This window comes from Photorhabdus asymbiotica (assembly GCF_003634575.1).
Lineage (GTDB): Bacteria > Pseudomonadota > Gammaproteobacteria > Enterobacterales > Enterobacteriaceae > Photorhabdus > Photorhabdus asymbiotica.
In genome coordinates this window covers 1,278,194-1,293,726 of the sequence record NZ_RBLJ01000001.1, presented here as the reverse complement: position 1 = coordinate 1,293,726, position 15,533 = coordinate 1,278,194, and the positions used below count along the sequence as shown (strand labels likewise).

Sequence of the window (15,533 nt, the reverse complement as noted above, 5' to 3'; positions counted from 1 at the left end):
GAAAGATTCTCCATTTATTTTGCTGTATTGCACTATGCCATATTTTTTCAGTGGATGAGGCAAATTATTGTTTATACTAGCCGACAGGCTTTCCTTAGTAACTGATATGGGCAGTGAATTGATATGACTCAGGATGAACTGAAAAAAGCAGTAGGTTGGGCGGCGCTCGAATTTGTCACGCCAGGAACGATTGTGGGGGTGGGGACGGGTTCGACGGCTTCGCATTTTATTGATGCTCTTGGCTCAATTAAAGACCAGGTTAAAGGGGCAGTCTCTAGCTCTGAGGCTTCTACTGAGAAGTTAAAAAGTTTGGGAATTCCTATACTTGATTGTAATGAAGTGGATTCTCTTGATATCTATGTTGATGGCGCAGATGAAATCAATAGCAATATGCAGATGATTAAAGGCGGTGGTGCTGCATTGACCCGTGAAAAAATCATTGCTGCAATAGCGAAGAAATTTGTTTGTATCGTTGATGCTTCTAAACAAGTTGATGTATTGGGGAGATTCCCTCTGCCAGTTGAAGTGATTCCGATGGCTCGCTCGTATGTTGCTCGTGAATTAGTTAAATTGGGAGGTGTACCCAAATATCGCCAGAATGTTGTGACTGATAACGGTAATGTAATCCTTGATGTTCATAATTTATCAATTCTCGATCCTATTGAGTTAGAGAATAAAATTAATGGTATTGCAGGTGTAGTGACTGTCGGTCTGTTTGCTAATCGTGGTGCAGATGTTGTATTGATGGGAGCATTAGATGGAGTGAAAACCATCACTCAATGATATTATTTATAAAGGGCGGAATCTTTCGCCCTTAAAATTTTTTCACGCTTAATGATAAGTAAAAATTTAGTGATATATCTTATTACTCCAATGATTATATAGTCTAAATCCTGATTTTGTTCTTTCCTACATCATTTTGTTCTGCATAATAACGCTTTTATTGAGGCTTGTTGGATAAGGATAGCAATCGTTTATATTGCTGTGTCTGTTTTTTTTGTTATGTTGAGAGAATGAATCTAAAATGTAACGAAGCGTAACAATAGGCTGGATAAATGGTTAAAGTATCTCTGGAAAAAGATAAGATTAAATTTTTGCTATTGGAAGGTGTTCATCAGAGCACGGTGGAAAATCTGCGAGGAGCAGGCTATAGCAATATCGAATATCATAAAGGGGCGTTAGATTCCCAAGAGTTAAAAGAAGCAATTCGTGACGCCCATTTTGTTGGTATCCGTTCTCGCACACAACTAACAGAAGACATTTTTCAGGCTGCGGAAAAACTAGTTGCTGTCGGGTGTTTTTGTATCGGAACTAACCAAGTTGATCTGAAAGCCGCAGCCAAACGTGGTATTCCTGTCTTTAATGCACCGTTTTCTAATACTCGTTCTGTTGCTGAGATGGTACTCGGTGAGTTGTTGTTGTTACTGCGTCGCATTCCTTTAGCGAATGCAAAAGCTCATCGTGGCGTGTGGGATAAGCAGGCTAAGGGCTGCTATGAAGTTCGCGGTAAAAAATTAGGTATTATCGGTTACGGTCATATTGGTACTCAGCTTGGTATTCTGGCTGAAAGTATTGGTATGGATGTTTATTTTTACGATATTGAAAACAAACTGCCATTAGGTAATGCTCATCAGGTACGTCATTTATCAGAATTACTGAATATGAGTGATGTGGTCAGCTTGCATGTACCAGAAACACCATCAACTAAGAATATGATGGGTACGACAGAACTTGCCTTGATGAAACCGGGGGCTATCCTGATCAATGCTTCACGCGGAACGGTAGTGGATATTCCGGCATTATGTGATGCCCTGGAAAGTGAGCACCTGTCAGGGGCGGCGGTGGATGTGTTCCCGGTTGAACCGGCAACTAATAATGATCCGTTTGAATCGCCTCTGCGTAAATTTGATAATGTGTTACTGACTCCACATATCGGTGGTTCTACTCAGGAAGCACAGGAAAACATTGGTTATGAAGTAGCAGGAAAACTGGCAAAGTATTCTGATAATGGTTCTACCTTATCGGCAGTAAATTTCCCGGAAGTTTCCCTTCCTGCTCATGCTGACGATACTAACCGGTTTTTGCATATTCACGAAAATCGTCCAGGTATACTGAACAGTATTAACCAGGTATTTGCTGAACAGGATATCAATATCGCTGCTCAGTACTTGCGTACCAGCGGGGATATGGGTTACGTAGTTATTGATATTGTGACTGAAACTCCCGCTCAGGCTGAAATGGTATTTCAAAAACTGAAAGCGTTGCCGGGCACTATTCGTTCACGTCTGCTTTACTAATTATTTTGGCATGACATGAGATAAATGGGCGAATTATACCCTTCATCTTTCAAGTTACTGCTTTGTTGGCTGCTTTCACTCACCCCAGTTGCATAGTTATCTATGCTCCTGGGGATTCGTTCACTTGCCGCCGCGCTGCAACTCGAAATCTATTAGGTATATACGGTGTGCCCATTTTTTACTGCCATTGCCAGTTCTTTTCAGGAGTGATGATTTCGGGGAGTGGGATATCCCACTTAGCAGATGGCAGTGAATCAACTAATTGGCAGTTATGAGCCAGACCAATTGGATAGAAATTTTTTTGTTGCCATTGGCTGAGAGTGCGATCGTAAAATCCGCCTCCCATGCCAAGCCGTTGTCCTGTGTGGTCAAAGGCAACCAGCGGAATCATCATGATATCCAGTTCAAATAAGGGTAAAACTTGCTGAACATTCAGTAATGGCTCTTCTATATTGAAACGATTTCTGACAAGTTTAGTATTCGGTTGATAGTGTAAAAATAACAAATGGTGACGGCTGAAAGGGTGCAATACAGGCAGATAAATCTGCTTGTTTTGTTGCCAAAGCAGGCTAATTAATGGGCGCGTATTAATTTCACCGTCGAATGAAAGAAACAACGCGATGTTATTAGCCTGGAGAATTTTTGGATGGTTAATCGCGCGCTCAGCAACTTGTTTTGCAAAAAGAGATTGCTGTTCAGGGGACAATTCTCGGCGTTTTTGGCGCATTTGTTTTCTGAGGTTCTGCCTCAGTGATAACAGGGGATCTGATTGCATGGAACCTGCCTGTTAATAGCGGAAATAATATTAGAAATGAGGTTCTCCAAGATGCCGTTACAGGTAGTAACCCTTGAACCCTTGGTTCAAGGTGAACGTAGCGTCGTGTCCTTAAGGCTTCTCGGACGGACCGAGCATGCACACCGGCTACGGAGCACTACATTCTATAATGTATGAAATATCGGCTCAGGGGACTTTCCCCGTTAACGAACATCTCAGAGAAATTTATTCAGCACTTACTAAGCAACTTTATAGGGCCTATTGTATGAAACTAAATACAGAAATCAACTTAATTATCGAACGATTCATTCACTAATGTATGATTTATCAATAAAATTCATTTATTTGGTGCAATAGTACGCTCAGTGGTGCGACCTTGTTCCATTAATGCCTGCTCTATAGTCTGTTGAAGCATCTTTATTTTCTGTTCCATATTGTAGGCATAGTCACGAGTTTTCACTTTTTCTTGTGCCAGCTCATGACAGATATTCAATGCCACAATAAAAACCAGTTGTTCAGTATTGCTTACTCTGGTGCGTTCTTTTAAATTTTCTAAACGTTGTTCAAGTTCCACAGCGGCAGCTAGCAGTGCTTCTTTCTGTTCTGATGGACAATTGACACGTAATGATCGCCCAAAAATCTGGATATCTACTGGTTGTGCAGACATGACCCCTTCCTGACTTATTACTGCGCTCCAGTTTTAATTCTGAATTGTAGAATTGAAACCAGCGCCAATCATTACAACGCGATACCGGCAGATAACTAACGATTAGCTACCGCTGTTGTCTGGTATAGCGACTCCCCTTGGTGGTAGCATAGCATGAACTTCCACCGTCAACGATGACCAATACACATGTCTATACAGAATTCATTACCAGATTATCAATCTTTTGACGAAATATTGCATCAGCAGTCAGTAGCACTGACAGCCTCAGAGATGCATGGGTTGATTAGCGGCCTGCTGTGCGGCGGTAATCGCGATAGCAGCTGGCAGGCTTTAGTTCATGATTTAGCTAATGATGGCTTAGCTTTTTCCCATCCATTGGCTCAGCAATTGCGTGAATTACGTGAAAGTACATTTGAATCATTGGATGACAGTAATTTCACATTCCATTTATTGTTGCCTGATGAAGAAGATAGTGTGTTTGAACGAGCTGATGCATTGGCAGGTTGGGTAAATCACTTTTTATTGGGGTTGGGCGTCGCTCAACCAAAGCTGACAGAAAAGAAAGAAGTTAGTGAGATTATTAGTGACCTGCGTAGCATCGGCCTGCTTGGTTATGAAGAGGGTGATGATCATGAAGAGCTAGCTCAAGCACTGGAAGAGGTCCTGGAATATGTGCGGGTTGCCGCCCAACTTTGCTATATCGCGTTTACTGAGGCTAAAGCCGTATCAATCGCAAAAAATGATAAGCCAACATTGCATTAATTGGTATTTATTGAACTCAAAATAATTAATTAAGTCGCAGGAGAGGGTATGGTCAAACAAGAATATTTATCCCGCCGTCAGGCTTTACTGGCAAAAATGGCTCCGGCCAGCGCAGCGATTATTTTTTCTGCCCCGCCTGCGCCACGAAATTCAGATAGTGAATATCCTTATCGTCAGCATAGCGATTTCCTTTATTTGACTGGGTTTAATGAACCGGAAGCTGTGCTGATATTAATTAAGAGCGATGATACGCATAATCATAGTGTTCTTTTTAATCGAACTCGTGATTTGACAGCGGAAATTTGGTTTGGTCGCCGTCTTGGACAAGAAGCTGCACCTAAAAAATTAGCTATTGATCGAGCTTTGCCTTTTGATGACATCAAGGAAGAGCTTTATCAGTTACTGAATGGTTTGGATGTGGTTTATCACGCACAGGGCGAATTTGCCTACGCAGATGAAATTGTCTTCCATGCGTTGGATACGTTAAGAAAAGGTGGACGTCGTAATCTTTCAGTGCCTTTAACGATAACTGACTGGCGTCCTTGGGTGCATGAAATGCGGTTGTTCAAATCTAAGGCAGAAATTGAAATTATGCGTCGGGCAGGTGAAATCAGCGCACAGGCACATATGCGCGCAATGAAAGTTTGTCGCCCTGGTATGTTTGAGTATCAACTGGAAGCCGAAATTCATCACGAATTCACTCATCAAGGCGCTCGCTATCCTGCTTATAACACGATTATCGGGAGTGGGGAAAATAGCTGTATTCTGCATTACACCGAGAATGAAAGCAGGATGAAAGAGGGTGATTTGGTACTGATTGATGCAGGTTGTGAATATTTGGGTTATGCCGGAGATATCACCCGCACTTTCCCTGTGAATGGCAGATTCACCCGTGCTCAGCGTGAAATTTACGATATCGTATTAAAAACACTGAATATCTCGCTTGAACTGTATAAGCCGGGCACCAGCATCAACAAAGTGACAGAACATGTTGTGCGGATTATGGTAGAAGAGTTGGTGAAATTGGGCATTATGCATGGTGAAGTGGAACATTTGCTTGAAACCAAAGCATATCGCCAGTTCTTTATGCATGGTCTTAGCCATTGGTTAGGGTTGGATGTGCATGATGTTGGGCACTATGGCGTAGAGCGCGATCGCATTCTGGAACCGGGAATGATATTGACGGTTGAACCGGGGCTTTATATCGCACCGGATGCTGATGTGCCGCTGGAATATCGTGGTATTGGTATTCGTATTGAAGATGACATTGTGATTACTGAAACAGGCAACGAAAACCTGACCGCCAGTGTTGTTAAAGAAGCTGATGAGATTGAAGCTCTGATGGCGAAAGCAAAACAGGGTTAAGTTAAGTATGAACGTGATTATAGTTGGTGGTGGCATGACTGGCGTGACGCTTGCGCTGGCGATATCTTCCCTGAGTAAAGGGCAGATTCATGTTTCCCTGATTGAAGCAGCGGAGCCGGAGCAGAAACACCCCGGCTTTGATGCCAGAGCGATAGCGCTGGCTTACGGTACTTGTCAGCGTTTACAACAGATAGGAGTTTGGTCTGCTCTGGAAGATTATGTGATACCAATAACTCACGTTCATGTTAGTGACCGTGGTCATGCGGGGTTTGTCAACCTTCGTGCTAAAGACTATAACATTCCAGCTTTGGGAAATGTTATCGAACTGTATCATGCTGGGCAGAGTTTGTTTGGATTACTGAAAAATGCCCCTGGCGTTACGCTGTATTGTCCGTCCAAGGTTCTGGCTGTTGAGAGAACGACGTCATCGGTGATAGTAACACTGGAGGATGGTGAACAACTCCAGGGGGAATTGTTGGTAGCAGCAGATGGCAGCCATTCCGCTATTGGTGACGCCTGTCATATTCAACGGCAACAGCACCATTATGAACAGGTTGCAGTAATTACTAATGTACTCACTTCAGAGCACCCGCAAGGTAGAGCATTTGAACGTTTTACTGAATATGGCCCACTTGCTCTGTTGCCAATGTCTGGAGGTGGAAGCTCACTGGTATGGTGTCATCGATTGGCGCAGAGAAAGGAGATAACTGGCTGGAATAATGAACAATTTCTGAGGCAGTTACAGCGTGCATTTGGTTGGAGACTGGGCAAAATATTGGAAGCTGGTCAGCGTCATAGTTACCCACTAACACTGTCTACTGCAAATCAACAAATTAGCCACCGGTTAGTACTGGTGGGAAATGCTGCGCAAACATTACATCCGATTGCGGGCCAGGGTTTTAATCTTGGTATGCGAGATGTTATGACACTGGCCCAGATCGTTTCTGAGGCTTTTGCTGCTGGTCAGGATATTGGTACTTATTCGGTTCTGGCTAACTATCAACAGCAACGGGTTTTAGATCGGAAAAATACCATTGATATGACTGATGGATTGATACGGATATTTGCCAATCGTTATTTTCCATTACAAGTTAGCCGTAACTTTGGCCTGATGGTGATGGAAAAATGCTCTCCTATGCGGGATATACTGGCTCGTCAGACTCTGGGTTGGGTTGCCCAAAGATAACCGCAGATAAAGCAGACAAAATAAGAGGACGTTATATTATGCAATCATTTGATGTGGTTATTGCTGGTGGTGGTATGGTTGGTTTGGCGCTTGCCTGTGGCTTGCAAGGCAGTGGCTTGCGGGTGGCTGTGGTGGAGAGCTATCCGCCTGCTCAATCCATTATTGCTGGAGAAGAGTATGCTTTGCGGGTTTCTGCGATTAATGCTGCTAGTGAGCGTCTATTACAGCGTCTTGGTGTGTGGCAACAGATTCTGGATAGGCGTACCAGCCCTTATCAGGAAATGGAAGTTTGGGAGCGGGATAGCTTCGGTCGCATTCAGTTTAGTGCGGCTGAATATGGTCTAGAATACCTTGGTCATATCATTGAAAACCGGGTTATTCGTGAAACATTATGGAAAAAAGCGGAAAGCTTATCTGATGTGACTATCTTATCTCCTGCGGCTTTGAAGCAGGTTGCCTGGGGTGAGAATGAAGCTTTTATGACTTTATCCGATGGGAGTATGTTAACTGCCCGTTTAGTGGTTGGCGCTGATGGCGCTCATTCATGGTTGCGGCAGCACGCTGATATCCCCCTGACATTCTGGGATTATGAGCATCATGCGCTGGTGGCGACTATTCGCACTGAAGAGCCTCATGGCAGTGTTGCCCGTCAGGTTTTTTATGGTGATGGTATTTTGGCGTTTTTGCCTCTTGCTGATCCGCATTTGTGTTCTATTGTTTGGTCACTGCCAGGTGAATCAGCAGATCAGTTCAAACAGCTTGATAATACGCTTTTCAATCAACAATTGGCGGTGGATTTTGATATGCGCCTTGGTCAGTGTGAACTGATCAGTGAACGCCAGACAATTCCACTGACTGGTCGTTATGCTCGTAACTTTGCCGCTCACCGTTTGGTTTTAGTGGGCGATGCCGCTCATACCATTCATCCACTGGCAGGTCAGGGAGCGAACTTGGGTTTTATGGATATTGCTGAACTGATAGGTGAATTACGACGTTTACATTGTCAGGGCAAAGATATTGGTCAGCATTTCTATTTACGTCGATATGAACGCCGTCGTAAACATAGTGCAGCTGTGATGCTGGCTGGGATGCAGGGTTTTCGTCAATTATTCGACGGTAATAATCCAGTGAAAAAGCTTTTGCGGGATATTGGATTATCTTTGGCAGATAACTTACCCGGAATTAAACCTCAATTGCTTCGTCAAGCTATGGGGCTGAATGATTTACCGGACTGGCTCTCTTCTCAGTCCTATTCAGCTGAAAAAATCTAATTTAGCCTCTGCATATCAATTAGTATTTCTCATGCATTGCTGAAATATGGATAAGTGGTTTTATTCATATTTCAGTTAGCTCTTAATGGAAAATGATTGTTTTCTGATGTTAATTGTTAATTTTGAGCATTATAGCTCATTTTAATAGTTGAAAATTCTGCATACTCATAGCGTGTTTTTTGGTTGTCGCTGAATTGGACCCTATTTTTACTTATGGTTCATTTTGATTTTCAGTGATAACTTTCATTCTAAGATATCGTTTGCGTCGTGTTTTTTAGCCGCTTTTTATTCATGATTCACAGTATCTGTCGGTTAATACGCGGCATGTTTTCATGTAGGAAATGAAAAGAGGGAAATAATGGCAAAACAAACTCCATTGTATGACCAGCATCTGGCCTGTGGTGCGCGCATGGTAGATTTTCATGGCTGGATGATGCCTTTGCATTACGGTTCACAAATGGATGAACATCATACTGTCCGCACTGATGCGGGTATGTTTGATGTTTCCCATATGACGATTGTGGATTTGCATGGTACTGGCTGCCGTGATTTCCTGCGTTATTTACTGGCAAATGACATTGCTAAACTCACAGAGAAAGGTAAAGCCTTATATACCGGGATGCTTAACGCTTCCGGCGGTGTTATTGATGACCTGATTGTTTATTATTTTAGTCACGATTTTTATCGGATGGTGGTCAATTCTGCGACCCGTGAGAAAGATCTGGCCTGGATTAATGAACATGCAACTCATTACTCAGTCGATATTCAAGTTCGCGATGATCTGGCGTTGATCGCCATTCAAGGCCCTGAAGCTCAGGCAAAAGTACAATCTCTGTTGAATGATGAACAAAAACAGGCTATCGCCGGTATGAAACCATTCTTTGGTATTCAGGCTGATGAGCTGTTTATCGCAACGACGGGCTATACCGGAGAAGCGGGTTATGAAATAGCGATGCCAAAAGAGCAGGCCGCAAATTTCTGGCAAAAATTACTTAGTGCTGGCATTAAGCCCGCAGGGTTAGGGGCACGTGATACTTTGCGGCTTGAAGCGGGTATGAACCTCTATGGACAGGATATGGATGAAACTATTTCTCCATTAGCCGCGAATATGGGCTGGACAATCGCCTGGAAACCAGAAGATCGCCAGTTTATAGGCCGTGAAGCGCTGGAAAGACAGCGTAAAGAGGGCACAGATCAATTGGTTGGCTTGGTGATGAGAGAGAAAGGTGTGTTACGCAGTGGCTTAACGGTTAGTTTCACTGATGAGATGGGCACCTTACACTCTGGCGTTATTACCAGCGGTACGTTCTCCCCAACATTAGGATTCAGTATTGCCCTTGCTCGTGTACCGCAAGGGATTGGTGAACAGGCAATTGTACAAATACGTCATCGTGAGATGCCGGTTCAGGTAGTCAAACCTGGTTTTGTGCGGGTGGGTAAACCTCTCGTATATACCCAATAAATTTCGAGTTGCAGCTCGGCGGCAAGTGAACGAATCCCCAGGAGCATAGATAACTCTGTGACTGGGGTGAGAGAAAGCAGCCAACAAAGCAGCAACTTGAAGGATGAAGGGTATAGTCATTTTTATCTAATAACGTGATGAGTAAATAGCAACTTATCTCAGTAAGCATGATTGGTGCAAGAAAGCAAAATGGCTTAATGAGATCGGTTCTAAGATTGAAGGAGACGATGGTAATGAGTAATGCACCCGCAGAGTTAAAATATGCTAGATCGCATGAGTGGGTTCGCGCAGAAGGTAATGGTGAATACACTGTAGGTATTACCGAGCATGCGCAAGAGCTGTTAGGCGACATGGTTTTTGTTGATTTGCCAGAAGTTGGTGATGAAGTCAATTTTGGTGATGAGTGTGCTGTTGTTGAATCTGTAAAAGCCGCCTCTGATATTTACGCACCACTGAGTGGTGAAATTATTGCCGTTAATGGAACATTGAGCGATGCTCCCGAATTAGTTAACAGCGAGCCTTATGCTGAAGGCTGGTTGTTCCGAATTAAAGCTACTGATGAGAGTGAACTTTCGAATTTGCTGGATGCCGATGGATATCGGGCACTTCTGGACGAAGAAGAATAGGATGCCCACTGTCGCCCCGTTTCACATCGTGATCGGGGCGTTTTTATTTGTATGCCATTTCTGGCCAGTTTCAGGAATTAGTATCGAATGACTCAGACATTAAGCCAACTTGAAAACCGGGGCGCGTTTATCCGCCGTCATATTGGCTCTTCCGCCGAACAGCAAAAAGAGATGTTAGCGACAGTAGGGGCAAATTCTCTCAATGAATTAACTCAGAAAATTGTTCCCCGTGATATTGCATTACCAGAGCTACCCGATGTAGGCGGTGGTGCAACGGAACAACAAGCACTGGCTGAACTGAAAGCCATTGCCAGCCAAAATAAGCGTTACCAATCCTATATTGGTATGGGATATGCGCCTTCTGTGCTACCACCGGTTATTTTACGCAATTTATTAGAAAATCCTGGCTGGTACACTGCTTATACACCTTATCAACCGGAAGTTTCTCAAGGACGCCTTGAATCATTGCTGAACTTCCAGCAAGTGACTATCGACCTGACGGGTTTGGATCTTGCTTCTGCTTCTCTGTTGGATGAAGCAACTGCTGCGGCTGAAGCAATGGCAATGGCGAAGCGTGCCAGCAAATTGAAAAATGCAGATCGTTTCTTTGTTGCTGATGATGTACACCCTCAGACACTGGATGTTGTTCGTACCCGAGCCAAAACTTTTGGTTTTGATGTGATTGTTGATAAAGCAGAAAAAGTTCTGGAGTTGGAAGGTGTATTTGGTGTGTTGCTGCAACAGGTTGGTACAAAAGGAGAAATCCATGATTACACTGACCTGATCGCACAACTGAAACAGCGTAAAATCATTATCAGCGTTGCTGCTGATTTGATGGCTCTGGTGCTTCTGACCGCTCCGGGCAAACAAGGGGCAGATGTGGTGTTTGGTTCTGCTCAGCGTTTTGGGGTACCAATGGGTTATGGTGGTCCTCATGCCGCATTTTTTGCCTGCCGTGATGAATTCAAACGTTCTATGCCGGGCCGTATTATCGGCGTTTCCCGTGATGCGGCAGGTAATACCGCTCTGCGCATGGCAATGCAGACCCGTGAGCAGCATATCCGTCGTGAGAAAGCAAATTCCAATATCTGTACTTCTCAAGTCCTGCTGGCAAATATTGCAGGGATGTACGCGGTATATCACGGTGCAAAAGGACTAAAACGCATTGCAGGCCGCATTCATCGCCTGTCTGACATTCTAGCCGCTGGACTACAGAAAGCGGGATTGACTCTGCGCTACAAAACTTGGTTTGATACGCTAACCGTTGAAGTTGCCGATAAAGCCGCAGTGCTGGCACGGGCAGACAAGGCGGAAATCAACTTGCGTACTGACATTCACGGTGCTGTGGGTGTTACATTGAATGAAACTACCACCCGTGATGATTTGGTCAAATTATTCTCTGTGCTGACGGGTACAGAGGAGCGGTTGGATGTTGAGGCATTAGATGAGAATGTAATAGCGGAAAGCCACTCTATCCCTACATCTATGTTGCGCAATGATGAAATTCTCCAGCATCCGAATTTCAATCGCTATCACAGCGAAACGGATATGATGCGCTATATGCATCGCCTTGAGCGCAAAGATTTGGCGCTGAATCAGGCAATGATCCCGCTGGGTTCTTGTACCATGAAACTCAATGCTGCGGCAGAAATGTTACCTATCTCTTGGCCTGAATTTAATGAACTGCATCCATTCTGCCCGCCAGAACAGGCGCTGGGTTACCAACAGATGATAAGCCAATTATCTCATTGGTTGGTGCAACTGACAGGTTATGATGCGGTTTGCATGCAACCAAACTCTGGAGCGCAGGGGGAATATGCCGGTTTGCTGGCCATTCGCCATTATCACGAAAGTCGTGGAGAAGGGCATCGTCATATCTGTTTAATTCCAAGTTCTGCTCATGGAACCAACCCGGCTTCTGCTCATATGGCAGGTATGACAGTTATTGTGGTGGGTTGTGATAAAGAAGGTAACATTGATCTGGCGGACCTGCGGGAAAAAGCGGAAAAATCGGGTGATGAACTTTCTTGTATCATGGTGACTTATCCATCAACCCATGGCGTATATGAAGAGACGATCCGTCAAGTGTGTGAAATCATCCATCAATATGGTGGTCAGGTTTACCTTGATGGTGCGAATATGAACGCACAAGTTGGTATCACCTCCCCAGGCTTTATTGGCGCTGATGTTTCGCATCTTAACCTTCATAAAACATTCTGTATTCCACATGGCGGTGGTGGTCCAGGCATGGGGCCGATTGGTGTAAAAGCCCATTTGGCACCGTTCTTACCGGGGCACTCGGTGGTTCAAATGGATGGTATTACCGAACAGGGTGCTGTCTCTGCGGCACCATTTGGTAGTGCTTCCATTTTGCCTATTAGCTGGATGTATATTCGTATGATGGGCTCACAGGGGTTGAAACAGGCAAGTCAGACGGCGATTTTGAATGCTAACTATATTGCTGCTCGCCTGAAGAATGATTATGACGTGCTGTATACCGGCCATAACGGTTATGTGGCGCATGAATGTATTCTGGACATTCGACCACTGAAAGAAAAGTTTGGTATTAGTGAAATGGATATTGCCAAGCGTTTGATTGATTATGGTTTCCATGCACCCACCATGTCATTCCCGGTTGCTGGCACGCTGATGGTGGAGCCTACAGAATCAGAAAGTAAAGTAGAAATTGATCGCTTTGTGGATGCAATGCTGGCAATTCGTGCTGAAATTAGCAAAGTGGCGAAAGGTGAATGGTCATTGGAAGATAACCCATTGGTCAATGCGCCTCATGTACAAACTGAGCTGGTTTCTGATTGGAACCATGGTTACAGCCGTGAAATTGCAGTTTTCCCAACCGCAGAAACCAAAGCCAATAAATATTGGCCTGCTGTTAAACGCCTTGATGATGTTTACGGTGATCGTAATCTGCACTGCTCCTGCGCACCTGTCAGCGATTACCAATAATCGCTAACGTAATAAGCAACATCAGTATAATTACTGGTGTTGCTATTTTTTGTCAGCCTTAAACCACCTCCCGGTACGACTATCTCGGTACTACCGCCATAGAAACCAGAAAGTTGTATTTTTCCTGATATTCACGAACTTTTAGAATCAGAATCCGCATGAATTAAACTTTTCTGTGAATGTCTTTTTCGCTGAAAAAAAGAAGTACGACGACTGTAGCGATTGTAGCAGCAGCGAGCTTTTCCTTATTCCAGCAGTTCTATTTAGTATCTCTACTCTTATCACCATTTTCTGGCATTTAATATATGAAATTCCCCATTAATAATATTAAAGATCTGATCTCTGATCACATTTTGAACTGCTTATTCGGACAGGAAAGTAATTCAACATTAAAATAGTTTAATAATGTAACTATTTGGCTATCAATATTATTTATGGGAAAACTACCGTTTTATCACCGAAGCTTGATGTCACTTATCCTGCTGGTGCTTTCTGAATTGGTCTATGCCTCAGCATCTGTCAGCCCTGCGGATCAAGAAACCATTACTCAGCAACAAAAAGCCTTACTGCAACAAGCCCAGCAACAACGGGAAATGCTGCGCAACAACATCACCTTATCTCCATCACCCGATGTAGTACCAAGTACACCAGAATCTGTTTGCCACACTATTAGCCGGATTGAATTTGACGGTGCAAAAAGCCTGCCTCGCTCAGTCAAAAAGAACTTAATACACCCTTATTTATCCCATTGCTTAACCTTGCAAGATATTAACGCGTTGGTACGGAAAACTTCTAATGCCTATATTGAACGGGGTTATGTCACATCTCACGCCAGACTCAATGCCCAAGATTTATCCGCTGGCGTCCTTATTATTAGCGTCAATGAAGGCAAAGTTGAATCAATCCATCTTGATGGTGAAACCTCCCTAGCATTGAAAATGGTTTTCCCGAGAATTGTGGGTAAAACGCTTAATCTGCGGGATATTGAACAAGGCATGGAACGCCTGAACCGCCTGCCTTCCCAACAGATGATCATTGATATTCAGCCGGGAAAACAACCGGGTTATTCCACAGTTATTTTAAAACGCACAGCGACTCGTTTACCGGTCAGTACCAGTTTTGGTACGGATAATAGCGGTCAAAAAAGTACCGGCACTGGGCAAATCAATGCCGGTATAAATTTGGATAATCCATTACACCTTGCTGATCAGTGGGCATTATCTGCCAGCCATAACAGTGACTTCAGCCATCGCCATCAAAGCCGCAGCTTCTCTGCCAATGTGACGGTGCCTTATGGTTATTGGTTGTTCAGTTATCAATATGCGTGGAATGATTCCTTTCAAAATATCCCGGTCGATTTACAAGCCTATCGCTATAACGGTGACAGCCAGACTCATCGATTGGCAATAAACCGGACGTTATATCGTGATGGTGAACAGAAACTGGCGCTGGATATGGGGCTGACACGCCGTCGGACTACTAATTTACTGGCCGGAGAAATATTATCCATCAGCAGCCCGACACTCAGCGCTATCAACCTTGGCGTTAATTACAGTGCCGCGCTGGCGGGCAGTTATATCACTTTCAATCCAATGGTGAGTCACGGTTTACCGGTGTTTGGTGCCACACAAGATGACCCACGTTTCCCGGCGGCACCCCGTAGCCAATTTCGCAAATTCAGTTTAAGTGCCAGCTATTTTATGCCGGTCGCAGATTCCCTCTATTACCTCTCATCGATTTACGGCCAAACCACACCGGATAACCTTTACGCCAGTGAGCGTCTGTCACTCGGGGGACAATATTCCGTCCGGGGATTTAAAGAACAATCGCTCACCGGCAATCGCGGAGGATATTGGCGCAATGAGCTGAACTGGCGGATCTCGGCGTTGCCGGCTCTGGATGAACTCGCCTTCACTGGAGCACTGGATACTGGCTGGTTACGAGGGAAAACCGGGCAAATCGAGGGCGGTAACGTTACCGGCGCGGCTCTGGGCTTATCACTGACTCACCGCAGGTTCAATCAAGCGATAACTATTGGGGCACCACTTACCCACCCAAATCATCTGAAACCGGATAACTGGGTGGTTTACTGGTCTGCATCACTGGCACTGTAACAGTGCAAGACACAACCTATTGATAAAAAACATTTTTACTCCAA

The 15,533-nt window shown here is 44.3% G+C and carries 12 protein-coding genes and 1 other RNA gene; 10 read left to right on the top strand and 3 right to left on the bottom strand.

Going from position 1 to position 15,533, the window contains the following annotated elements; translation table 11 throughout:
* The first annotated feature begins 123 nt into the window (after positions 1-123).
* Positions 124-783, top strand: a complete 660-nt coding sequence (rpiA, locus tag BDD30_RS05685) for a ribose-5-phosphate isomerase RpiA (RefSeq protein ID WP_012777324.1) — start codon at positions 124-126, stop codon at positions 781-783.
* 272 nt (positions 784-1,055) lie between these two features.
* On the top strand, positions 1,056-2,297 hold the full coding sequence (serA, locus tag BDD30_RS05680; protein ID WP_012777325.1) for a phosphoglycerate dehydrogenase: 1,242 nt from the start codon (positions 1,056-1,058) through the stop codon (positions 2,295-2,297).
* Positions 2,298-2,475: 178 nt separating this feature from the next.
* On the opposite strand, the gene BDD30_RS05670 is transcribed toward serA, so the two are convergent.
* The 3 genes from BDD30_RS05670 to zapA form a co-directional block, all read right to left on the bottom strand.
* Positions 2,476-3,072, bottom strand: coding sequence for a 5-formyltetrahydrofolate cyclo-ligase (locus tag BDD30_RS05670; RefSeq protein WP_012777326.1), 597 nt, complete (start codon positions 3,070-3,072; stop codon positions 2,476-2,478).
* Positions 3,073-3,111: 39 nt separating this feature from the next.
* Positions 3,112-3,297, bottom strand: a non-coding RNA gene (gene ssrS / locus BDD30_RS05665) — 6S RNA.
* Positions 3,298-3,409: 112 nt separating this feature from the next.
* Positions 3,410-3,739: a cell division protein ZapA gene (gene zapA, locus BDD30_RS05660; RefSeq protein ID WP_012777327.1), complete on the bottom strand. Its 330-nt coding sequence runs from the start codon at positions 3,737-3,739 to the stop codon at positions 3,410-3,412.
* A 186-nt stretch (positions 3,740-3,925) separates the two neighbouring features.
* Here zapA and BDD30_RS05655 point away from each other — a divergent pair, with 186 nt between their 5' ends.
* The 8 genes from BDD30_RS05655 (at position 3,926) to BDD30_RS05620 (ending at position 15,489) form a co-directional block, all read left to right on the top strand.
* Positions 3,926-4,501 (top strand): YecA/YgfB family protein, encoded by a 576-nt coding sequence (locus tag BDD30_RS05655; RefSeq protein WP_012777328.1) that lies wholly within the window; start codon positions 3,926-3,928, stop codon positions 4,499-4,501.
* Between the two features lie 48 nt (positions 4,502-4,549).
* Complete coding sequence (pepP, locus tag BDD30_RS05650) at positions 4,550-5,866, top strand: Xaa-Pro aminopeptidase (protein WP_012777329.1); 1,317 nt, start codon at positions 4,550-4,552, stop codon at positions 5,864-5,866.
* Between the two features lie 7 nt (positions 5,867-5,873).
* On the top strand, positions 5,874-7,052 hold the full coding sequence (gene ubiH, locus BDD30_RS05645) for a 2-octaprenyl-6-methoxyphenyl hydroxylase (RefSeq protein ID WP_012777330.1): 1,179 nt from the start codon (positions 5,874-5,876) through the stop codon (positions 7,050-7,052).
* A gap of 38 nt (positions 7,053-7,090) precedes the next feature.
* Positions 7,091-8,323, top strand: a complete 1,233-nt coding sequence (ubiI, locus tag BDD30_RS05640) for an FAD-dependent 2-octaprenylphenol hydroxylase (RefSeq protein ID WP_012777331.1) — start codon at positions 7,091-7,093, stop codon at positions 8,321-8,323.
* Between the two features lie 358 nt (positions 8,324-8,681).
* A complete protein-coding gene (gene gcvT, locus BDD30_RS05635) occupies positions 8,682-9,785 on the top strand; it encodes a glycine cleavage system aminomethyltransferase GcvT (RefSeq protein ID WP_012777332.1) in 1,104 nt (367 codons plus the stop codon).
* 233 nt (positions 9,786-10,018) lie between these two features.
* Entirely contained in the window at positions 10,019-10,411 is a 393-nt protein-coding gene (gene gcvH, locus BDD30_RS05630; RefSeq protein WP_012777333.1) for a glycine cleavage system protein GcvH, read from the top strand.
* An 87-nt stretch (positions 10,412-10,498) separates the two neighbouring features.
* On the top strand, positions 10,499-13,375 hold the full coding sequence (gene gcvP / locus BDD30_RS05625) for an aminomethyl-transferring glycine dehydrogenase (RefSeq protein ID WP_012777334.1): 2,877 nt from the start codon (positions 10,499-10,501) through the stop codon (positions 13,373-13,375).
* 467 nt (positions 13,376-13,842) lie between these two features.
* A complete protein-coding gene (locus tag BDD30_RS05620; RefSeq protein WP_041381645.1) occupies positions 13,843-15,489 on the top strand; it encodes a ShlB/FhaC/HecB family hemolysin secretion/activation protein in 1,647 nt (548 codons plus the stop codon).
* Positions 15,490-15,533: the final 44 nt, after the last annotated feature.